Annotated in this window: 19 protein-coding genes; 10 read left to right on the plus strand and 9 right to left on the minus strand. The window is 62.5% G+C overall.

Annotated elements, in window-relative coordinates; all coding sequences use genetic code 11:
* Window positions 1–30: 30 nt before the first annotated feature.
* The 5 genes from pheS to thrS form a co-directional block, all read right to left on the minus strand.
* A complete protein-coding gene (gene pheS / locus B0E51_RS12035) occupies window positions 31–1,041 on the minus strand; it encodes a phenylalanine--tRNA ligase subunit alpha (RefSeq protein ID WP_077445146.1) in 1,011 nt (336 codons plus the stop codon).
* A gap of 106 nt (window positions 1,042–1,147) precedes the next feature.
* Complete coding sequence (gene rplT, locus B0E51_RS12040) at window positions 1,148–1,507, minus strand: 50S ribosomal protein L20 (RefSeq protein ID WP_077445147.1); 360 nt, start codon at window positions 1,505–1,507, stop codon at window positions 1,148–1,150.
* 16 nt (window positions 1,508–1,523) lie between these two features.
* Complete coding sequence (rpmI, locus tag B0E51_RS12045) at window positions 1,524–1,721, minus strand: 50S ribosomal protein L35 (RefSeq protein ID WP_077445148.1); 198 nt, start codon at window positions 1,719–1,721, stop codon at window positions 1,524–1,526.
* 228 nt (window positions 1,722–1,949) lie between these two features.
* On the minus strand, window positions 1,950–2,492 hold the full coding sequence (infC, locus tag B0E51_RS12050) for a translation initiation factor IF-3 (RefSeq protein WP_083743671.1): 543 nt from the start codon (window positions 2,490–2,492) through the stop codon (window positions 1,950–1,952).
* Window positions 2,493–2,521: 29 nt separating this feature from the next.
* Window positions 2,522–4,423, minus strand: a complete 1,902-nt coding sequence (gene thrS, locus B0E51_RS12055; RefSeq protein WP_077445150.1) for a threonine--tRNA ligase — start codon at window positions 4,421–4,423, stop codon at window positions 2,522–2,524.
* Window positions 4,424–4,677: 254 nt separating this feature from the next.
* Between thrS and B0E51_RS12060 the strand changes: the two genes are divergently transcribed.
* On the plus strand, window positions 4,678–5,688 hold the full coding sequence (locus B0E51_RS12060; protein WP_077445151.1) for an NAD-dependent epimerase: 1,011 nt from the start codon (window positions 4,678–4,680) through the stop codon (window positions 5,686–5,688).
* 20 nt (window positions 5,689–5,708) lie between these two features.
* Here the strand turns inward: B0E51_RS12060 and B0E51_RS12065 are convergent, their stop codons facing one another.
* From B0E51_RS12065 to map, 4 genes are all read right to left on the minus strand, one after another.
* Window positions 5,709–6,158 (minus strand): CopD family protein, encoded by a 450-nt coding sequence (locus tag B0E51_RS12065; RefSeq protein WP_077445268.1) that lies wholly within the window; start codon window positions 6,156–6,158, stop codon window positions 5,709–5,711.
* A gap of 81 nt (window positions 6,159–6,239) precedes the next feature.
* Entirely contained in the window at window positions 6,240–8,861 is a 2,622-nt protein-coding gene (gene glnD / locus B0E51_RS12070; RefSeq protein WP_077445152.1) for a [protein-PII] uridylyltransferase, read from the minus strand.
* Window positions 8,862–8,917: 56 nt separating this feature from the next.
* A complete protein-coding gene (locus B0E51_RS19270) occupies window positions 8,918–9,199 on the minus strand; it encodes a hypothetical protein (RefSeq protein WP_143525908.1) in 282 nt (93 codons plus the stop codon).
* 30 nt (window positions 9,200–9,229) lie between these two features.
* Window positions 9,230–9,994 (minus strand): type I methionyl aminopeptidase, encoded by a 765-nt coding sequence (map, locus tag B0E51_RS12075; RefSeq protein WP_077445153.1) that lies wholly within the window; start codon window positions 9,992–9,994, stop codon window positions 9,230–9,232.
* Window positions 9,995–10,317: 323 nt separating this feature from the next.
* On the opposite strand from map, the gene rpsB reads away from it, so the two are divergent.
* From rpsB to bamA, 9 genes are all read left to right on the plus strand, one after another.
* Window positions 10,318–11,193: a 30S ribosomal protein S2 gene (gene rpsB / locus B0E51_RS12080; protein ID WP_077445154.1), complete on the plus strand. Its 876-nt coding sequence runs from the start codon at window positions 10,318–10,320 to the stop codon at window positions 11,191–11,193.
* Between the two features lie 62 nt (window positions 11,194–11,255).
* Entirely contained in the window at window positions 11,256–12,134 is an 879-nt protein-coding gene (tsf, locus tag B0E51_RS12085; RefSeq protein ID WP_077445155.1) for a translation elongation factor Ts, read from the plus strand.
* A gap of 203 nt (window positions 12,135–12,337) precedes the next feature.
* A complete protein-coding gene (gene pyrH, locus B0E51_RS12090) occupies window positions 12,338–13,060 on the plus strand; it encodes a UMP kinase (protein ID WP_077445156.1) in 723 nt (240 codons plus the stop codon).
* Between the two features lie 84 nt (window positions 13,061–13,144).
* Window positions 13,145–13,702, plus strand: a complete 558-nt coding sequence (frr, locus tag B0E51_RS12095; RefSeq protein ID WP_077445157.1) for a ribosome recycling factor — start codon at window positions 13,145–13,147, stop codon at window positions 13,700–13,702.
* Window positions 13,703–13,727: 25 nt separating this feature from the next.
* On the plus strand, window positions 13,728–14,468 hold the full coding sequence (gene uppS / locus B0E51_RS12100; RefSeq protein ID WP_077445158.1) for a polyprenyl diphosphate synthase: 741 nt from the start codon (window positions 13,728–13,730) through the stop codon (window positions 14,466–14,468).
* Between the two features lie 8 nt (window positions 14,469–14,476).
* Entirely contained in the window at window positions 14,477–15,295 is an 819-nt protein-coding gene (locus B0E51_RS12105) for a phosphatidate cytidylyltransferase (protein ID WP_077445159.1), read from the plus strand.
* Between the two features lies 1 nt (window position 15,296).
* Window positions 15,297–16,472, plus strand: a complete 1,176-nt coding sequence (locus B0E51_RS12110) for a 1-deoxy-D-xylulose-5-phosphate reductoisomerase (protein ID WP_077445160.1) — start codon at window positions 15,297–15,299, stop codon at window positions 16,470–16,472.
* A gap of 36 nt (window positions 16,473–16,508) precedes the next feature.
* Window positions 16,509–17,855 (plus strand): RIP metalloprotease RseP, encoded by a 1,347-nt coding sequence (gene rseP / locus B0E51_RS12115; protein ID WP_077445161.1) that lies wholly within the window; start codon window positions 16,509–16,511, stop codon window positions 17,853–17,855.
* A gap of 201 nt (window positions 17,856–18,056) precedes the next feature.
* Window positions 18,057–20,474: an outer membrane protein assembly factor BamA gene (gene bamA, locus B0E51_RS12120; protein ID WP_077445162.1), complete on the plus strand. Its 2,418-nt coding sequence runs from the start codon at window positions 18,057–18,059 to the stop codon at window positions 20,472–20,474.
* Window positions 20,475–20,590: the final 116 nt, after the last annotated feature.

The following is a 20,590-nucleotide window of genomic DNA, read 5'->3' on the forward strand; positions in this document are numbered from 1 at the left end:
GTTTCCTGCCGGCGATCTATATACGAAGAATCAGGCGAATTGCTTCAAGAAGCGCAGATCGTTCTCGAAGAACGCGCGCAGATCGGAGACGCCGTAACGCAACATCGCAAAGCGCTCCACGCCCAGGCCGAAGGCGAAGCCGGTATAGCGCTCCGGATCGATGCCGCAGTTCGCCAGCACGTTCGGATGCACCATGCCGCAGCCCAGCACTTCCAGCCAGCGCGTCGAACCATCTGAGCCGCTCTGATCAGGCTCGGTCCAGCGGATATCCACCTCGGCCGACGGTTCGGTAAAGGGGAAGTAGCTGGGACGGAAACGCATTTCGAAATCACGCTCGAAGAACGCGCGAATGAACTCGGCCAGCGTGCCCTTGAGATCGGCAAAGCTGGAGGTCTCGTCGACCAGCAGGCCCTCGATCTGGTGGAACATCGGCGAATGGGTCTGATCCGAATCGCTGCGATAGACCTTGCCCGGCGCGATGATGCGGATCGGCGGCTGCTGGCCTTTCATCGAGCGGATCTGCACCGGCGAGGTATGCGTGCGCAACAGGCGCCCGTCACCGAAATAGAAGGTGTCGTGCATGGCGCGCGCCGGATGGTGCGGCGGGAAATTCAGCGCCTCGAAGTTGTGCCAGTCGTCCTCGATCTCCGGACCGTCGGCGCGCTGGTAACCGAGCCGCGCGAAGATCGCCGAGATACGCTCCAACGCGCGCGTGATCGGATGGATGCCACCACGCTCGCCATCGCGACCCGGCAAGCTGATATCGAGCTTTTCGGAAGCAAGACGATGATCCAGCTCAGCCTGTTCCAGCGTCTGCTTGCGCGCCGCCAGTGCATCGGCGAGGCGGTCCTTGACGCGATTGACCTCGGCACCGCGCGCCTTGCGCTCGTCCGGCGCCAGCGCACCGAGCGCTTTCAGCGCGGCAGTGACAATGCCGCTCTTGCCCAGCAGACCGACGCGCAACGCATCGAGTGCGTCCAGCGTATCGGCCTTGTCGATATCGGCCAGCGCCTGCGCGGCGCGGCTGTCCAGATCGTCCATCGATGCGATTCCGGTTAGCGATTCACAGAAACAAAAACGGGGAGGAGACGTTGGCCTCCTCCCCGCTTGATTCACATCATATCGTCAGCGCCGAGGCGCCAGCCGATCAAGCGGCCAGACTGGCCTTCGCCTTCTCTGCGATCACGCCAAACGCCTTGATGTCGTGCACGGCGATATCAGCCAGCACCTTGCGGTCGACCGTGATCCCGGCCTTGCTCAGGCCATTGATCAGGCGGCTGTAGGACAGGCCGAACATGCGCGCAGCAGCATTGATACGGACGATCCACAGGGCGCGGAACTGACGCTTGCGCTGCTTGCGGCCGATGTAGGCGTACTGACCAGCCTTGATGACGGCCTGGTTGGCAACGCGGAAGACCTTGCGACGGGCGTTGTAATAGCCCTTGGCACGACCGATAACTTTCTTGTGACGACGACGGGCGGTAACGCCACGCTTTACACGAGCCATGGTTTATCTCCTCGTCTTACAAGTACGGCAACATGCGCGCTACACCCTTGGTGTCGCACGCCTTCAGATGATTCGGCGCACGCAGACCGCGCTTACGCTTGGTCGACTTCTTGGTCAGGATGTGTGACTTGAAGGCGTGGCCGCACTTGATTTTGCCCGACGCGGTCTTGCGAAAACGCTTCGCCGCCGCCCGGTTGGTCTTGATCTTGGGCATGGTAATGCTCCATGTATGGAGTGCGCCTGTCATAAGGCGACCCCGGTTTCTGACTGATCTGGCGGTGATCCCATCCTCGACTGAGTCTGGACCACTCTTTCCGTCCTGCCGCGATCGGTTCACGACCCTTCCTGCGGGTCGAACCGGCGATTATACGGACTAAGCCCGCCGGATACCAGCGGTGGCGGAATCGGCATGAAAACGGCGACCCATGGGCCGCCGTTCGTTTTACTGCTTCTTCTTGGGGCCGATCATCATGACCATCTGGCGGCCTTCCAGCCGCGGGAACGACTCGATCTGGCCGTTCTCGCCGACGTCTTCCTGGATCTTCTTGGCCAGATTCTGGCCCAGATCCTGGTGCGACATTTCGCGACCGCGGAAGCGGATGGTGACCTTGACCTTGTCGCCTTCCTCAAGGAAGCGAAGCATGTTGCGCAGCTTGATCTGGTAGTCGCCCACGTCCGTGACCGGACGGAACTTCACTTCCTTGATCTCGACCTGCTTCTGCTTCTTCTTGGCGGCCTGCGCCTTCTTCTGGGCTTCGAACTTGAACTTGCCGTAATCCATGATGCGGCAGACCGGCGGGTCACCGTTCGGCTGGATCTCGACCAGATCCATGCCGGCTTCCTGCGCCAGCGCCAGTGCCTCGTCACGGGTCAGGATACCGAGCTGCTCTGCCTCGGCACCAATCACACGAACCCGCGGAACACGGATTTCCAGGTTACGACGGTTGCCCTTGTTGTCGGTGGTAGCGATACCACGATCCTCCAGAAGAAGTAATGAAACTGACCGATCGGCGCTCAGCGCCGGGTTTCGGTCACCAGTCGCTCAACGAAATCGGCCAGCGGCATGCTGCCCAGATCCTCGCCCGAGCGGGTACGCACGGAAACCGCACCCGTCTCTTTCTCGCGGTCACCGACCACGAGGAGATAAGGCACTTTCTGCATCGTATGTTCGCGGATTTTATAGCCGACTTTCTCGTTGCGCAAATCCGATTGTACCCGGAAACCTTTGTCGACAAGGGTTTGCGTCACCTGACTGACGTAATCGCTCTGCGCATCGGTGATATTGAGCACCACTGCCTGTATCGGGGCCAGCCACGGCGGCAGGAGGCCGGCATGGTGCTCGATCAGGATACCGATGAAACGCTCCATCGAGCCCACGATCGCCCGGTGCAGCATCACCGGATGCTGTTTCTGCGAGTGTTCATCCACATACTCGGCGCCCAGGCGCTCGGGCATCATGAAATCGACCTGCATGGTGCCGACCTGCCAGGCGCGGCCGATCGAGTCCTTGAGGTGATACTCGATCTTGGGTGCGTAGAACGCCCCCTCACCCGGCAACTCCTCCCACTCGACACCAGCCGCGCGCAGGGCGCGACGCAGCATTTCCTCGGTGCGATCCCAGAATTCGTCGGAACCGATGCGCTTCTCCGGCCGCAGCGCCAGCTTGATCGCCAGATCGGTGAAGCCGAAGTCGGCATAGACCTTCATCGCCTGCAGATGGAATGCGGTGACTTCCGCCTCGACCTGCTCGGGCGTGCAGAAGATGTGGCCATCGTCCTGGGTGAACGCACGCACGCGCATGATGCCGTGCAGCGCACCGGACGGCTCGTTGCGGTGGCAACCACCGAATTCGCCGTAGCGGATCGGCAGCTCGCGATAGCTGTGCAGACCGGTGTTGAACACCTGCACATGACCGGGACAGTTCATCGGCTTCAGCGCATAGGTGTGCTTCTCCGACTCGGTGAAGAACATGTTTTCGGCATAATTGTCCCAGTGCCCGGACTTCTTCCACAGCGACACGTCCAGCACCATCGGGCAACGTACTTCCTGGTAGCCGCTGCGCTTGTATACGCCGCGCATGTACTGCTCCACGGCCTGCCAGATCGCCCAGCCGTTCGGGTGCCAGAACACCATGCCCGGGCTTTCCTCCTGCTGGTGGAACAGGTCGAGCTGCTTGCCGATCTTGCGATGGTCACGCTTCTCGGCTTCTTCCAGCTGAAGCAGGTAAGCCTTCAGGTCCTTGTCGTTCAACCATGCCGTGCCGTAGATACGGGTCAGCATCGCGTTGTTGGAATCGCCGCGCCAATATGCACCAGCCACCTTCATCAGCTTGAACGCGCGCAGCCTGCCGGTGTTCGGCACGTGCGGACCGCGGCAAAGATCGGTGAATTCGCCCTGCGAATACAGCGACAGCGGCTCGTCGGACGGAATCGACTCGATGATCTCGGCCTTGTAGTTCTCGCCCATGCCGCGGAAGAACGTCACTGCCTCGTCGCGCGACTTCACGCTGCGCGTCACCGGCAGCTGTTCGGCGACGATCTTTTCCATCTCCGCCTCGATCTTCGGCAGATCGTCGGGCGTGAACGGACGCTCGTAGGCAAAGTCGTAGAAAAAGCCGTTGTCGATCACCGGGCCAATCGTGACCTGCGCACCGGGGTACAGGCGCTGCACGGCCTGCCCCATCAGATGCGCGGTGGAGTGACGCAGGATTTCCAGCGCCTCGGGACTCTTGTCGGTGACGATCTGCAGGCTGGCGTCGTGCTCGATCGGGAAACTGGCATCCACCAGCTGGCCGTCGACCTTGCCGGCCAAAGTCGCCTTGGCCAGACCGGCGCCAATCGAGGCGGCCACGTCTTGCACGGTAACGGGGTGATCGAACGGCCGCTTGCTGCCGTCGGGTAGCGTGATCTCAATCATGGGAACCATTCTCTGAAAAGCAAAAAAGGGCATCCGCCCTTCTTCGAATAAAAGCACAAGGCGTCGTAGGTATCAGCGGGAGCAGCTTGTAGTTGCCATGTCGCACACTCGGCCGGCGAAGCGCGGGCCACCTTAGGTCTTATGGATAATGTTGAAACGCTAGTTTAGCTCAAATTGCCTGTCAATCCTCGCCAATACGGCCATGCGGATAGGCCTTCAGCGATAGAATGAACGGGTCATCCCGAGGATCGTCCATGCGCATTCTGGTTACCGGCACCGCCGGCTTCATCGGCGCCGCCCTGGCGCAACGCCTGCTGGCACGCGGCGATGTGGTTTACGGCTACGACAACCACAACGACTACTACGATCCGGCGCTGAAGGAAGCACGGCTGGCGCGTTTCGCTGATCACTCGAACTACACCCATCAGCGCGCCGACCTCGCCGACGCTGCCGCGTTGGATCACGCGTTCGCCACATTCAAGCCGCAGCGGGTGGTGAATCTTGCTGCACAGGCCGGCGTGCGCTATTCGTTGCGGAATCCGCGCGCCTATGTGCAGAGCAACCTGGTCGGCTTCATCAACATCCTCGAGGTCTGCCGGCATGGTGGCGTCGAGCATCTGGTCTATGCCTCGTCCAGCTCGGTCTACGGCGCCAACCGCAAGCTGCCGTTCGCAGTGGAGGATGCGGTCGATCACCCGGTCAGCCTGTACGCCGCCAGCAAGAAGGCGAACGAGTTGATGGCGCATGCCTATAGCCATCTGTACGGCCTGCCCACCACCGGCCTGCGCTTTTTCACCGTATACGGGCCGTGGGGGCGACCGGACATGTCGCCGATCCTGTTTGCCGACCGGATCAGCCGCGGCGAACCGATCGACGTGTTCAATCATGGCAACCACAGCCGCGATTTCACCTATGTCGACGACATCGTCGAAGGTGTGATTCACGCACTCGATCACCCGGCCGAACCAGACCCCGGCTACAACGCCGAGCTACCGAACCCCGGTACGTCGAACGCCCCGTATCGCGTCTACAACATCGGCAACGACCAGCCGGTACAGTTGCTGCGCTTCATCGAGCTGCTCGAACAGCATCTCGGCCGCACCGTCGAAAAGCGCCTGCTGCCGATGCAACCGGGTGACGTACCCGATACCTGGGCCGACGTATCCGCGCTGCGCCGGGATGTCGGCTATGCGCCGAATACCAGCATCGAACAAGGCGTCGAGAAGTTTGTCGCGTGGTATCGCGAGTACCACGCCACGGATTGATGGCGCCGCTGAGGCAAGCCTCAGAATGGCTTGGCGATCACCAGGTAGATCACCCCGAGCAAGAGCAGCACAGGCAATTCGTTGAACCAGCGCAAGGTACGTGACGAGGGCAGCGCAGCACCCTTCTCGCTGCGCTTGAGCATGCGTCCGGCCCATATGAAATACGCAAGCAGCAACGCCACCAAGGTCAGCTTGGCATCGATCCAGTGCATCGAGGCAGTGACATTCTGCAACGCCTGCGGAAACACGCGCCAGCCCTGCCAGAGGGTCAGCCCGAACACGAACGCAATGCCGAACATGTTGTGGCCGAACTTGTACAGGCGCCGTCCCATCAGCTGCAGCCGCGCCTGCACGGCAGGTTCATTGGCCGACTCGGCCAGATTCACCAGGATCCGCGGCAGATAGAACACCGTGGCCATCCAGGCGATGGCGAACAGCAGGTGCAACGACTTGATCAACAGATAGGCCACGACGGGATACCAGCAGGCACTGCAGTGCGCAGCGATCACGATGATAGCGCGGGGCTGCCGGCTCACGCCGCACTGCGGCACTCAGTCCCTGGTCACACCGATCCGCTCCAGCAGCGCATGCAGCAACCGCTCCTGTTGCGCAGCGCCGAGCGGCGCATTGTGGCGATCTGTCAGCTGGAAGAAATCCTCCACGCGCTCGCCGAACGTTGCGATGCGCGCGTCGTGCACGCGCACTTCGGCGTGCAACATGACCTGCGCCACGGCAGCCAGCAGGCCGGGACGATCGGCGCCGATCAGGGCCAGCTGGGTGCGGTCGCCCGCCGCATGGAAACTGATTTGCGGGGTCATCTGGAAATGTTTCTGATGGCGCGACATGCCGCGTTTGCTCGGTTGCACGCCACTGGATTGCGTCAACGCCCGTTGCAACCGCTGCTGCAGTTCTTCCGCGCGGGCCGCACTGACCGGCTGCTGGCTGTCCGCATCCAGCAGCAGGAACGTATCCAGTGCCATGCCGGTCGGTGAGCTGAGGATGCGCGACTCCATCACCGAGAAGCGCAGGCGATCCAGCACGGCGGTGACGGTGGCGAACAGGCCGTCGCGATCGGGGGTATAGACAAACAGCTCGGTGCTGCCGCGTACCGACAACGGATGCACGGCAACCAGCGGCACCGCACCTTGCGCGCGCAGGATCGCGGCGGTCTGCCAGGCAATCTGTTCGGGCCGATGGCGCAGGAAGCTGAGTTGCGGGAAGTCCACCCAGACCCGCACGACATCGGCCTCGGCGTACCTCTCGTTCATCAACAGCGCCAGCGCATATTCGGAGCATTCGTGCACGCGCACACCGATGTCACGCGGCAACTCCACATCACTGCGCAAGGCATAACGGGTGGCGATGCACAGGTCGGACAGCAACCGATCCTTCCAGCCGTTCCACAATCGCGGACTGGTGCCGATGATGTCGGCAATCGTCAGCAGGTACAGCTGGCCCAGCCGCTCGCGGCTGCCGACCTGTTCGGCAAACCGGTGCACCACGTCCGGATCGGTGATGTCCTGGCGCTGTGCGGTGGTGCTCATCAGGAGATGCCAGCGCACCAGCCATGCGACGCGCTCGACATCGCCGGGCGGCAAACCCAGCCGTGTGCAGAAATCACGCGCCTCCTCCTCGCCCAGCACCGAGTGATCACCACCGCGACCCTTGGCGATGTCATGGAACAGCGCCGCCAGCAGCAGCACCTCCGGCGTCGGCAGTCCGGACCAGATTTCGCAACCCAGCGGAAACTCGCGCTGTGCCGCCGGGTCGGCAAACCGCGCCATGTTGCGCAACACGCGCAAGGTGTGTTCGTCGACCGTGTAGACATGGAAGAGGTCGTACTGCATGCGGCCGAATACCTTGCCGAAGGCCGGCAGGATCGCCGCCAGCAGACCGTGCCGGTTCATCCTCCACAATGCCTCCACCGCCGGCGCCCCGCGATGTAACAGTTGCCGGAACGCCGCCAGCACCTCGCGGTCATCCGCCAGCGCGTCACCATGCACGGCGGTGGCCTGGTGGATGCGTCGCATGGTGTCGGCACTGAAGCCGACCACATCCGGCTGATCCAGCCGCGCGATGAAAATCTCCACTAGCGCAGCGCGCCGTCGCATGAACAGCTGCGGGTCACGCGCCGCCAGCCGCTTGCCGTAGCGCACGAAGTCGGCGCCAACCGGTTCGGCCTCGCCCGGGGGCTCTAGCATTTCCTCGAAACGTTCGGCCACCTGCACACCGAGCCGCTCGACCTGGCTGGCCGCACGGTAATAGCCCTGCATGAACTGCTCCACGCCGAGGTTCTTCTCGTGCTCGTCCTCGAAACCCAGCCGGGCAGCGAGTGCCCGCTGATAGTCGAACAGCAACCGCTCCTCGGGGCGGCCGGCTTCCAGATGCAAGGCATAGCGATAGCGGCGCAGCGTGAGCTCGGATTGTTCCAGTGCCGCCTGCTCGGCCGGATCGAGCAGACCCTCGACCACCATCCCCGGCAGATCGTCCGCATGCGCCAATCGCCGCCCGAGCCAGCGCAGCGAATCGAGCGTACGCAGGCCACCCGGCCCGTCCTTCAGGTTCGGCTCAAGGTTGTAGGCAGTGTCGTCGTAACGGGCGTGCCGTGCATCACGCTCAGCCAGCCGCGCGGCCAGATACTCGCGCGGCGGCCATAGCGCCGGATCATCGACGATGGCACGCAGCCCGGCATCCAGCGCCGAATCACCGGCCAGCCGCCGCGCATCCAGCAAACTGGTGAAGACGCTGGCGTCCCGCGCTGCCAGCACGCTGCATTGGACAGGATTGCGCACGGCATGACCGACCTTCAGGCCGACATCCCACAGCGTGGCAAAGAACTGCTCCAGTGCGCGCAGTCGCGCCGGCTCGGGTGTTTCCACCAGCGCCAGCAGATCCACATCCGAATACGGAAACAACAGACCGCGACCAAAACCACCCACTGCGAACAGCGCCGTCCCGCTGACCTCGCCGAGACAGGCCATCCACACGTGCGCCACCACCCGCTCGACCGACTCGCCGCGCCGCCGTGCGAGCGCACTGGCGTCAGCGCCGTCCCTGAATGCCGTAGCCAGCGCCCGGTCGACGTCGCCCAGCAATTGCCTCAGCGCACGACGCGCCTCGGCGGACACACCCGAGCGCGGCACCGCCACAGGCAGGCGCGGCAGCGGTGGCATGCTGGAGCGAGGGGTTTCTATGATCACGAATTCCAGCGCAGATGAATCGCATCAGCTCAAAGGGCAGGACGTTGCCACCGCCACAAGACGCTAGCTCCAACGATACTTGTCCCTACCGCAATGGCCAGAGAGTAACCGGCAGGATTGTGCAGTCCCATGAAATCAGAAAGAAATATCAAGCCAGCAGCAATAACCAATTGCGCCGGCCAGACAACCCACAATCCGGAAAACGGCTTCGGAACGCGCAGGCCTTTCAGCCAGATCGCAACTGAGCATGCAGGAAGCCACAGGATGACGAGAAATATCACCAGCAGGGAAGCGAGAAAAAGGTAGTTCATGGGTTTCCCGCTTCCTTCCAGATCAGCCGATCAGGCGTCCGGCCACGCCGTGAGTATCTCGAAACCATCGTCGGTCACCGCAATGGTGTGTTCCCACTGCGCCGACAATGAATGATCCTTGGTCACCACGGTCCAGCCGTCCGGCAGCTGCTTGGTCTGCGGCTTGCCGGCGTTGATCATCGGTTCGATGGTGAAGGTCATGCCCTTCTTCAATTCCACCCCGGTGCCGGGCTTGCCGTAATGCAGCACCTGCGGCTCGTCGTGATAGACCTTGCCGATACCGTGGCCGCAGTACTCCCTGACCACACTGAAACCGGCCGCCTCGGCATGCTGCTGGATCGCATGACCGACGTCACCCAGCGTGGCGCCGGGGCGCACAGCGCGGATGCCGCACATCATCGCTTCGAACGTGGTATCGACCAGCCGCTTGGCCAGCACCGACGGCGTGCCGGCGATGTACATGCGGCTGGTGTCGCCATGCCAGCCGTCCTTGATCACGGTGACGTCGAGGTTGACAATGTCGCCATCCTTGAGCACCTTCCCTTCGTTCGGGATGCCATGGCAGATCACATGGTTGACCGAGGTGCACAGGGTCTTCGGAAAGCCGTGGTAGCCGACATTGGCCGGAATCGCCTTCTGCACGTTGACGATGTGCTCGTAGGCGAGCCGGTCCAGCTCTTCGGTGGTGACACCGGGCTTCACGTGTTCCTTCAGCATCGCCAGCACTTCGGCCGCCAGCTTGCCGGCAACACGCATGCCTTCGAGGTCTTCGGGAGTTTTGAGGGTAATGGCCATGATTTCGCCTAAATAGCGGCGTCAGTGCGGTTGTTCAACATCGAATTCGCCTGCAACTTGCCGCCTCGCCGGCGTACCGGCTATAATTTGGGAGTTTTGCTGACCTGACACGACCGTTTTGACGATCGTTGCAGCGCAAAGCGAACCGGGATTGTAACCGCCCCGCGGTACAACACCCAACCAACGCCACACACGTATCGGCACCGCCTTCGGGGTGCCGCGGCCTGCCCACCATTGAACCGGGCAAGTCGCGGTCGAAGCCGGGGATGCGTGGAGGTCCCAACCCCCAGGCCTTTCAAAGGCCCATGCAAGGAGTTACACCCATGGCACAAGTCACCATGCGTCAAATGCTCGAAGCCGGCGTCCATTTCGGTCACCAGACCCGTTACTGGAACCCCAAGATGGCTCCGTACATCTTCGGTGCGCGCGGCAAGATCCACATCATCAATCTCGAAAAGACCCTGCCGCTGTTCACCGATGCGATGAATTTCCTGTCGGGCCTGGCGCAGAAGCGCGGCACCGTGCTGTTCGTCGGCACCAAGCGCTCCGCCCGTGAGCCGTTGGCTGAAGAGGCTGCACGCGCCGGCATGCCGTTCGTCACCTCGCGCTGGCTCGGCGGCATGCTGACCAACTTCCGCACCGTCAAGCAGTCCGTGTCGCGCCTGAAGGAACTGGAAGCGGCCGAGACCGATGGCAGCTTCGAGAAGCTGGTCAAGCACGAAGTGCTGGCCCGTCGCCGCGAGCGCGACAAGCTGCAGGCTTCGCTGGGCGGCATCAAGGACATGAACCGTCTGCCCGACGCGCTGTTCGTGATCGACATCGGCCACGAAGACATCGCCGTGCAGGAAGCCAAGAAGCTCGGCATCCCGGTGATCGCCGTGGTCGACACCAACTACAACCCGGAACTGGTCGACTACGCCATCCCGGGCAATGACGACGCGATCCGCGCGATCCAGCTGTACGCCCGCGCTGCCGCCGACTCGATTCTCGAAGGCAAGGCTGCCGCACCGGCTGCCGCCCAGGGCGACGGCAACGACTTCGTCGAGCTGGACGAGGAAGGCAACCCGGTCGCCAAGATCGATCGCAAGCCGGCTCCGCGCCGTGACGCCGCCCCGAAGAAGGGCGCTGGCGCCCCGCGTCGCGACGGCGGCCGTGATGGTGGACGTGGTCCGCGCAACGATGGCGCGCCCGCCAAGTAAATCGTTACCTGCGCCGCAGTGTTTGATCGCTGCGGCGCATCCAAAGCCTTAGAGGAATACCGATGAGCAATATTTCCGCCCAACTGGTCAAGGATCTGCGCGAGCGGTCCGGTGCCGGCATGATGGAATGCAAGAAGGCGCTGGTCGAGAACAACGGTGACATCGAAATCGCGATGGAATGGCTGCGCAAGTCCGGCCTGGCCAAGGCTGACAAGAAGGCCAGCCGCATCGCTGCTGAAGGTCGCATCGTCGCTGCCCAGGCACCGGGCAAGGCCGTGCTGGTCGAGATCAATTGCGAGACCGACTTCGTCGGCAAAGATGCCAGCTTCCTGAAGTTCAGCGACACCGTCGCCGACGTCGCGCTGAATTCCGGTGCCGCCGACATCGACGCGCTGAAGGCTGCCGCCTACCCGGGTGCCAGCAACGTCGAGGAGGCCGCCAAGGTCCTGATCGCCACCATTGGCGAGAAGATCGACGTGCGCCGCATGGCCGTCGTCAAGAATGATGGCGTGATCGGCAGCTACACCCACGGCGGTCGCATCGGCGTGCTGATCGCGCTCAAGGGTGGCTCCGAGGAGCTGGCCAAGGGCATCGCGATGCATGTGGCTGCGATGAATCCGGCCTATGTCCGCGCCGATGATGTTCCCGCCGAATTCCTGGCCAAGGAAAAGGACATCGCGCTGAGCCAGATGTCCGACAAGGAAAAGGCCAAGCCGGCCGAAATCCTCGAAAAGATCGTCGCCGGCAAGGTCCACAAGATCATCGCCGAAGTCACCCTGCTCGGTCAGCCGTACGTGCTGGACACCAACACGACCGTGGCCGACGCGCTGAAGAAGGAAGGCGCCGACGTCATCTCGGTGGCCCGTCTGGCCGTCGGTGAAGGCATCGAGAAGGTCCAGGAAGACTACTTGGCCGAAGTGGCCAAGGCGATGCAGGTCTAAGCGACTTCCAGGCCATCAAGCTGGGAAAAGCCGCGGGAAACCGCGGCTTTTTTTGTGGGCGCAGCTCTTACGAATCACGCCGTCACACGATTTGGGCAACGGGAAGTTCCCAACCATTGCAGCGATAGCCCGACATCAGCGTTCCGGCAAGAGCCCGCTACCGCTACAATGCAGCGGTTTGCCCCACACAATCCGGAGATTCCATGAGCGACCAGCCCAAGTACCACCGCATCCTGCTCAAGCTCTCTGGTGAAGCACTGATGGGCGACGCCGACTACGGCATCGACCCGAAAGTGATCGGCCGGCTCGCCGACGAGATCATCGAGGTGCAGCGTGCCGGCATCCAGATCGGCGTGGTGATCGGTGGTGGCAACATCTTCCGCGGCGCCGGCCTCGCCGCCGCCGGCATGGACCGGGTCACCGGCGACCACATGGGCATGCTGGCCACGGTGATGAACGCGCTGGCGATGCAGGACGCGATCGAGCGGCGCGGTGGCTTTGCCCGCGTGATGAGTGCGATCCAGATCCATGATGTGTCCGAGGATTTCATCCGCCGGCGCGCGATCCGCCATATCGAGAAGGGACGCATCGTGCTGTTCGCCGCCGGCACCGGCAACCCGTTCTTCACCACCGACTCGGCCGCCGCTCTGCGCGCGGTCGAAGTGGGTGCCGAGCTGCTGTTGAAGGCGACCAAGGTGGACGGCGTGTATACCGCCGACCCGACCAAGCACCACGACGCCACCCGTTACGAGCGGCTCGGCTACGACGACGTGATCGAGCGCAAGCTGGCCGTGATGGACACCGCCGCGATCGCGCTGTGCCGTGATCACCAGATGCCGCTGCGCATCTACGACATGAGCGTGCCGGGCAGCCTGATGCGGATCATGCACGGCGAAGCGATCGGCACCCTGGTCGACGGCGGCTGAGCCAGCAGGAACCATCCACGGCGCCAGGCTGCAGTGGCCGGCGCTGCTATAATCGAATGTTGCAGATTCATCGGGACACGCCACATGCTCAACGACATCAAGACCGATGCCCAGACCCGCATGGGCAAGAGCATCGACTCGCTCAAGCACGACCTCACCCGCATTCGCACCGGTCGCGCCAGCACGGCGCTGGTGGACCACATCAAGGTGCCCTACTACGGCGCTGACATGCCATTGTCCCAGGTCGCCTCGGTATCGCTGGCCGATGCCCGCACGATCATCATCACGCCGTGGGAAAAGACCATGGTGGCACCGATCGAAAAGGCCTTGATGGCTTCAGACATCGGCATCACACCGACCACGGCTGGCACCGTGATCCGCCTGAACATGCCGGCACTCACCGAAGAACGTCGCCGGGAACTGGCCAAGCACGTCGGCCATGAAGGCGAGAACGCGAAGATCGCGATCCGCAACGTGCGCCGCGACGCCCTGCAGCAGGTCAAGGACCTGCTCAAGGAGAAACTCATTACCGAGGACGACGATCGCCGCGTCGATGACGAGATCCAGAAGCTCACCGACCGCGCCGTCAAGGACGTCGATGCCGTGGTGAAGGCCAAGGAAGAGGAGCTGATGGCCCTCTGATGCGGCCATCACCTTTCCTCATCCCATGACCAAGGCCAGGGCTTCGCAGGTTCCGCGCCATATCGCCATCGTGATGGATGGCAACGGCCGCTGGGCCAGGGCTCGCCACCGCCCACGCAGCTTTGGTCACAACGCCGGTCGCAAGGCTGTACGCTTGGCGATCGAGTCGTGCATGCGCGAAGGCGTGCAGGCACTGACCCTGTTCGCCTTCTCCAGCGAGAACTGGCAGCGGCCGCAGGACGAGGTCGGCGCGCTGATGAGCCTGTTCGTGCGCGCGCTGGACAAGGAAGTCGACGAGCTGCACGCCAACGGTGTGCGCTTGCGCTTCATCGGCGACCTGAATGCCTTCGACGAACCACTGCGCCGGCGCATGCAGGCATCGATGACCCGCACCGCCGGCAATGACCGGCTGCAGGTAAACATCGCCGTGAGCTATGGCGGTCGCTGGGATATTGTGCAGGCCAGTCGTCAGGCCGCCGAGGCCGTGGCTCGCGGCGAGCTGCGTGCCGACGAGATCGACGAGGCCCGGCTGAGCCAGTGGATGAGCCTGGCCGACCTGCCACCGCTGGATCTGTTCATCCGCACCGGCGGCGAATGCCGTATCAGCAATTTCCTGCTATGGCAGGTGGCGTACGCCGAACTGTACTTTACCGATACCCTGTGGCCGGACTTCGATCAGGCTTGCCTGCGTCGGGCCATCGAAGACTATGCCCGCCGCGAGCGCCGTTACGGTCGCACGGGCGAGCAGATTGCCGCCACACCTTAAGGATTCCGATGCTGCTACAGCGCACCCTCACCGCCCTGGTGCTTGCTCCACTGGTGATCCTGCTCATCCTGTTGCCATCGACAGCCCTCTTTGCGCTGATCACGGCAGCGGCGTTCATGGCCGCCTTGTGGGAATGGATCCAGCTCAGCGGGCTGAAAAATCCGGTGTGGCGCAACGCGCTGCTGGTCGTGGCGGCGAGCGTGTTTGCATTGCTGTGGTGGCTGCATGCCACGGCGTTGACGCCACTGTTGCTGGCGGCGGGCGTGGCCTGGTGGCTGCTGGCCTGCCTATGGCTGCGCCACTTCGCGTTCGGTGCGGCGCCCACTCGCGAAAACGTCGCGCTGAAATTGCTGGCAGGCGCGTTCGTGATCTTCCCCGCCTGGCTCGCGCTGCTGAGCATGCATGGCCGTGCATCGCACGGCCCGTGGTGGACCCTGCTCGCCCTGGTGATTGTGTGGGTCGCGGATATCGGCGCGTATTTCAGCGGCCGCAGCTTTGGCAAACGCAAACTCGCGCCCCAGATCAGCCCCGGCAAGACCTGGGCTGGCGCCTACGGCGCGCTCGTCGCCGGCGTGCTGGTCACCATTCTCGGTGGCTGGTTGCTAGACGTGCGCGGCGCCCAGTTGCTTGCACTGGGATTGCTGGCGGCGATCACGGTCGGCGCTTCGATCGTCGGCGACCTGCTCGAAAGCCTGATGAAGCGGCATGCCCAGGTGAAAGACTCGGGCACCATCATCCCCGGCCATGGTGGTCTGATGGATCGGCTCGACAGCGTGTTTGCCGCATTGCCGGTCTTCGCCACCGGTTTGCTGTTGCTGGGGCTTTGAGATGAAACGCGTCGCCGTCCTTGGCGCCACCGGTTCGATTGGCGGCAACACACTCGACGTCATCGCGCGTCACCCGGAGCGCTTCCGCGCCTCGGTGCTGACCGCACATCGTCAGGTCGAGGCACTGGCCGAGCTGTGCATACGGCATCGCCCGCAGCTGGCGGTGATCGCCGACCCCGCGCTGGAGGCCGAACTGGCACGCCGTCTCGGCGCCGCCGGCGTGCGCTGCGAGGTGGCCAGCGGCCATGCCGCGTTGACTGCCGCTGCCGCCGGTGAACTATGCGACACCGTGGTAGCCGCGATCGTCGGCGCCGCCGGACTGGACTCCACCCTGGCTGCGGCGCGCGCCGGCAAGCATCTGCTGCTGGCCAACAAGGAATCCATCGTGATGGCCGGCCCGCTGCTGCTGGCGGCAGTCGCTGCCGGCGGCGGCGCGCTGGTCCCGGTCGACTCCGAACACAACGCGATCTTCCAGTGCCTGCCGGGAGGCCGACCGGACCTGCGCGCCAGTGGCGTCCGCCGGCTGATCCTGACCGCTTCCGGTGGTCCGTTCCGCGGCCGCACCCGGTCGCAGCTGGCCGACATCACACCGGAGCAGGCCTGCAAGCACCCGAACTGGGTGATGGGCCGCAAGATCTCGGTCGACTCAGCCACCCTGATGAACAAGGGGTTGGAAGTGATCGAGGCGCATCATCTGTTCGGCGCACCAGCCGAGGCAATTGATGTGCTGGTGCACCCGCAGAGCCTGGTGCATTCGCTGGTCGAATACGTCGACGGCTCGGTGCTGGCCCAGCTTGGCAATCCGGACATGCGCACCGCGATCGCCCACGCGCTGGCGTGGCCGGAACGGGTCGAGACCGGTGTAGCACCCTTGAATCTGGCCGCCTGCGCACCGTTGCAGTTCGAGCCACCGGACCTGGCCACCTTCCGCTGCCTGGCATTGGCATTCCAGGCGCTACGCGCCGGCGGCGATGCCCCCGCGGTACTGAATGCGGCCAACGAGGTTGCCGTGGAGGCGTTTCTGACCGGTGCGCTGCCGTTTCTGTCGATCGCCGATGTGGTCGAAGCGGTACTTGCGGAACTGCCGCCGCAAGCCGTGGTCGATGTTGGGACCCTTGCTGAACGCGACCGGGTCGCCCGCGAGGCGGCCCGCCGTATTCTGCGCAATGCTTGCTGATATCCTTGTTCTGATGACTCTTCTTTACGGCGCTTGATGACTTCCTTTTTCGGCTCGGTGTTCTGGTTGCTGGTCACGCTTGGCGTGCTGGTGACCTTTCATGAATTCGGCCACTACTGGGTCGCGCGGCGCTGCGGCGTCAAGGTATTGCGTTTCTCGGTTGGCTTCGGCAACGCGATCTGGAAGCGCATCGGCCGCGACGGCACCGAATACCAGATCGCCGCGATCCCGCTGGGTGGCTACGTCAAGATGCTGGATGCACGCGAGGGCGAGGTCGATCCCGCTTTGCGCGACCAGGAGTTCACCAGCAAGCCGGTGTGGAAGCGTATCGCCATCGTGGCCGCTGGGCCCGGCTTCAATCTGATCTTCACTCTCGCTGCGTTCTGGCTGATGTTCATGCTTGGCCGGCCAGACGTCGCACCGATAGTCACTGCCGCACCGCACAGCATTGCCGCCGAGGCGGGTATCCAGCCGGGCGACCGCATTATCAGCATCGATGATCACGCGGTAGCTACCTGGAGTGACTCGCTCGATACCTTGGCCTACGCATTGCTCGGTCGTGTACCGCTGCCAGTCACGGTACGCGGCAATGACGGCCGTTCACGTCAGCTCGTGTTGCCATTGAACGAGCTACCTCCCGGGCAGTCCGTCGACAAATACATGGACAAACTCGGCCTGGACCTCAATCCCGTGCCGCCGATTGTTGCCACGGTGCTGCCCGGCAAGCCTGCTGCCGAAGGGGGCATGCGCGGCGGCGACCGCATCGTCAGCGTCAATGGCGAGCCTGTTGCCGACTACGTGCAGTTCCAGCAACTGGTTCCGAAACTGGCGGCCACGTCACCACAGCTGCACCTGGTGGTCGATCGCGGAGGTACCAAGCTGCCATTGACCATCACCGCACGCCATGAATCGCTCGACGGCCAACCGGTCAGCTGGGTCATTGGCGTGCAAGGCATGCCGCGGGAGCCAGCCATCATCCAATACGGGCCCTGGCGTGCCATGGGTGCCGCATTGCAAACCACCTGGGACGGCACCACACGCACATTCAACATGATTGGCCAGATGCTGTCCGGCAAAGCCTCGACCAACAATCTATCCGGTGTCATCGGCATCGCCCAGGTCGCCAACGCTTCGGCCAGCATGGGTTTGCCGTGGTTCCTCAATTTCCTGGCGATGGTATCGCTGAGCCTGGCTATTCTTAACCTGCTGCCCATCCCCGTCCTGGATGGTGGGCACCTGCTGTATTATGTCGTGGAGTTGATCAAAGGTAGCCCGGTCAGCGAACAGGTGATGATCGTCGGCCAATACATCGGACTGGCCTTGCTGTTCACCCTGATGGGGCTGGCGTTTTTCAACGACATTCACCGTACTTTTCTGTCGTGACAGGCATAGGCAGCGAATGTGGCTTGTCATCGACTTGCCTGCCTGTACTTGTCGCGGCATGGTGCGTTGGTGTGCAACACCCAAACGACGTACTTCTGTCGAGTACGAATTCTTTTTCGAGACAGGGTCAATCCCTGTTTCATGCGTTGATCGGGGCGGCCGCGCTGGCTGTTCCATCGAAATAACCCAACGGAACCGACGATGAAGCGTATCGCCGCGCTGATCCTGCTTGCCTCCCTCTCCGCCAATGCGTTTGCATTCGACCCGTTCGTGGTGTCGGACATCCGCATCGACGGCCTCAGCCGCATCTCCGCCGGTACCGTGTACAACTACCTGCCGATCAACAAGGGCGATCGACTGACCAACGACGAGGCCCAGCGGGCCATCCGTGCGTTGTATCAGACCAAGTTCTTCAGCGATGTGAAACTTGACCGCGACGGCAATATCCTGGTGATCAAGGTGGTCGAGCGCCCATCGATCGCCAAGCTGAACATTCGCGGCAACAAGGACATCAAGACCGATGATCTGAAAAAGGGCCTGAAGGAAATCGGCCTGATCGAGGGCGGAACCTTCGATCGACTGGCACTGGACAATGTGCAACAGGAACTGATTCGCCAGTACTACAACCGCGGCAAGTACAACGTGTCGGTAATCCCGCACGTGACCGAGCTTGACCGCAATCGCATCTCCATCGATCTCGAGATCCGCGAAGGCAAGGTCGCCACGATCAAGGAAATCAACATCCTTGGCAATCACGCATTCACCGACAAGCAGATCCGCAAGGGCTTCGAGTCGAATACCGCCAACCTGATGTCGTGGTATTCGAAGGACGACCAGTACTCCCGTGAAAAGCTTTCCGGCGATCTCGAGAAGCTGCAGTCCTATTACATGGATCGCGGCTATGCCGATTTTGGTGTGGATTCCACCCAGGTCTCGATCGCACCGGACAAACGCGGCATGTATATCGACGCCAGCGTGAAAGAGGGTGACATCTACAAGGTGACCGACGTCAAGCTGCTCGGCGAGTTGATCCTCCCGGAGGAAAGCCTGCGCCAGCTGATCTACATCAAGCCAGGCGACACCTTCAATCGCGGTGCGATCGAGGCAAGCTCGAAGTCGATCAAAGGCATACTGGCCAATATCGGTTACGCCTTTGCCAAGGTCACCCCGATCCCCAAACTGGACAAGGACAAGCGTACGGTCGATCTGACCCTGTACATCGAACCCGGCCAGCGCGTATACGTCCGTCGGGTCATCTTCCAAGGCAATACCCGTACCGAGGATGAGGTGCTTCGCCGCGAAATGCGCCAGCTTGAAGGTTCCTGGTATTCGCAGGCCGCGATCGACCGTTCCAAGATCCGCCTGCAACGACTGGGTTTCTTCAAGACGGTCGACATCGACAAGAAACTGGTGGCCGGCACGCAGGACCAGGTCGACATCAGCGTCAAGGTCGAGGAGCAATCTGCCGGCAGCCTGCAGTTCGGCGTGGGCTATTCGCAGCTCGAAGGCATCATCCTGAATGCCTCGGTGTCGCAGAACAACCTGTTCGGCACCGGTGACAGCTTCTCGGTGAGCGGTTCGCGCAGCTTTTACACCACCAGTTACGGTGTCAACTATTACAACCCGTACCTGACCGACAGCGGTGTCGGTATCGGTTACAGCGCCAATTATTCCAAGACCGACTACGGCAATACCGATTTCGCGGACTACTCCACCAGCCAGAAATCCTTTTCCAGCTATCTCGGTATCCCGATCACCGAAACCGACGCCATGCGCGTGGGCCTGGGCATCAGCAGCAACAAGGTCAACCTGATTCCGGGCTACAGCCCGCAAATGCTGATCGACTACCAGAACGAAATCGGCAACCAGACCATCCATTCATGGATCGGTACACTCGGCTGGAACCATGATACCCGCAACGGTTACTGGGCACCGACCCGCGGCGGCCTGATCTCTGCGACGACCGATATTGCCCTGCCCGGCTCGACCGTGCAGTACTGGAAGCTGACAACCGAAATCAACCACTACTGGCCAATCGGCAAGGGCTTCGTGCTGTATCTGGATGGTCAGGCTGGCTACGGCAAGACCTATGGCAGCAACGGCATCAGTGACCAGGCTTTCGACGCACTGAAAGCCGCCTACGCTACCGCCGGCCAGCCTGCTCCGACGGACATGCGCAACGACTTCCCGTTCTGGCAGAACCTCTACTCAGGCGGCGTGCGCGACGTGCGCGGTTTCCAGGACAACACGTTGGGACCGCGCGTCTGCATCGACGGCACCACCCCGGCCAAGAACGGCTACTGCGACAGCGGCAGCTATTACGCGCAGCCGATCGGCGGTGCGTTCAAGGTGCTTGGTACCGCCGAATTGTACCTGCCGCTGCCGTTCCTGAAGGACACCAACACCGCGCGCGTATCGGTGTTCACCGACGTCGGCAACGCCTACCAGAACATCCAGAGCTTCAGCGCCAGCACCCTGCGCGCATCGGCCGGCATCTCGCTGCATTGGCAGGCACCGATCGGCCCGCTGATCATCAGCCTGGCTGTGCCGTTCCGCACACAGCCCTCGGACAGCCATTACGAGGAGCGCATCCAGTTCACCTTCGGCAGCCAGTTCTGACCGGAGCCTGCGAACAATGTGCTGCAAAAAAGCGCGGCGATGCCGCGCTTTTTTGCTTTGAGGTATACAGAGGCCACGCATAATGGCTGGCTGCCGATACAATGGCCACCGTGTCA

Origin of the sequence: Rhodanobacter sp. C05 (assembly GCF_002001165.1) — a bacterium.
GTDB lineage: Bacteria > Pseudomonadota > Gammaproteobacteria > Xanthomonadales > Rhodanobacteraceae > Rhodanobacter.

Excerpts from the sequence above, each read along its gene's own strand:
- pheS (WP_077445146.1), bottom strand. The coding sequence starts at position 1,041 with ATGGACGATCTGGACAGCCGCGCCGCGCAGGCGCTGGCCGATATCGAC.
- rplT (WP_077445147.1), bottom strand. The coding sequence starts at position 1,507 with ATGGCTCGTGTAAAGCGTGGCGTTACCGCCCGTCGTCGTCACAAGAAA.
- rpmI (WP_077445148.1), bottom strand. The coding sequence starts at position 1,721 with ATGCCCAAGATCAAGACCAACCGGGCGGCGGCGAAGCGTTTTCGCAAG.
- thrS (WP_077445150.1), bottom strand. The coding sequence starts at position 4,423 with ATGATTGAGATCACGCTACCCGACGGCAGCAAGCGGCCGTTCGATCAC.
- B0E51_RS12060 (WP_077445151.1), top strand. The coding sequence starts at position 4,678 with ATGCGCATTCTGGTTACCGGCACCGCCGGCTTCATCGGCGCCGCCCTG.
- glnD (WP_077445152.1), bottom strand. The coding sequence starts at position 8,861 with ATGCCACCGCTGCCGCGCCTGCCTGTGGCGGTGCCGCGCTCGGGTGTG.
- B0E51_RS19270 (WP_143525908.1), bottom strand. The coding sequence starts at position 9,199 with ATGAACTACCTTTTTCTCGCTTCCCTGCTGGTGATATTTCTCGTCATC.
- map (WP_077445153.1), bottom strand. The coding sequence starts at position 9,994 with ATGGCCATTACCCTCAAAACTCCCGAAGACCTCGAAGGCATGCGTGTT.
- rpsB (WP_077445154.1), top strand. The coding sequence starts at position 10,318 with ATGGCACAAGTCACCATGCGTCAAATGCTCGAAGCCGGCGTCCATTTC.
- tsf (WP_077445155.1), top strand. The coding sequence starts at position 11,256 with ATGAGCAATATTTCCGCCCAACTGGTCAAGGATCTGCGCGAGCGGTCC.
- pyrH (WP_077445156.1), top strand. The coding sequence starts at position 12,338 with ATGAGCGACCAGCCCAAGTACCACCGCATCCTGCTCAAGCTCTCTGGT.
- frr (WP_077445157.1), top strand. The coding sequence starts at position 13,145 with ATGCTCAACGACATCAAGACCGATGCCCAGACCCGCATGGGCAAGAGC.
- uppS (WP_077445158.1), top strand. The coding sequence starts at position 13,728 with ATGACCAAGGCCAGGGCTTCGCAGGTTCCGCGCCATATCGCCATCGTG.
- B0E51_RS12105 (WP_077445159.1), top strand. The coding sequence starts at position 14,477 with ATGCTGCTACAGCGCACCCTCACCGCCCTGGTGCTTGCTCCACTGGTG.
- B0E51_RS12110 (WP_077445160.1), top strand. The coding sequence starts at position 15,297 with ATGAAACGCGTCGCCGTCCTTGGCGCCACCGGTTCGATTGGCGGCAAC.
- rseP (WP_077445161.1), top strand. The coding sequence starts at position 16,509 with ATGACTTCCTTTTTCGGCTCGGTGTTCTGGTTGCTGGTCACGCTTGGC.
- bamA (WP_077445162.1), top strand. The coding sequence starts at position 18,057 with ATGAAGCGTATCGCCGCGCTGATCCTGCTTGCCTCCCTCTCCGCCAAT.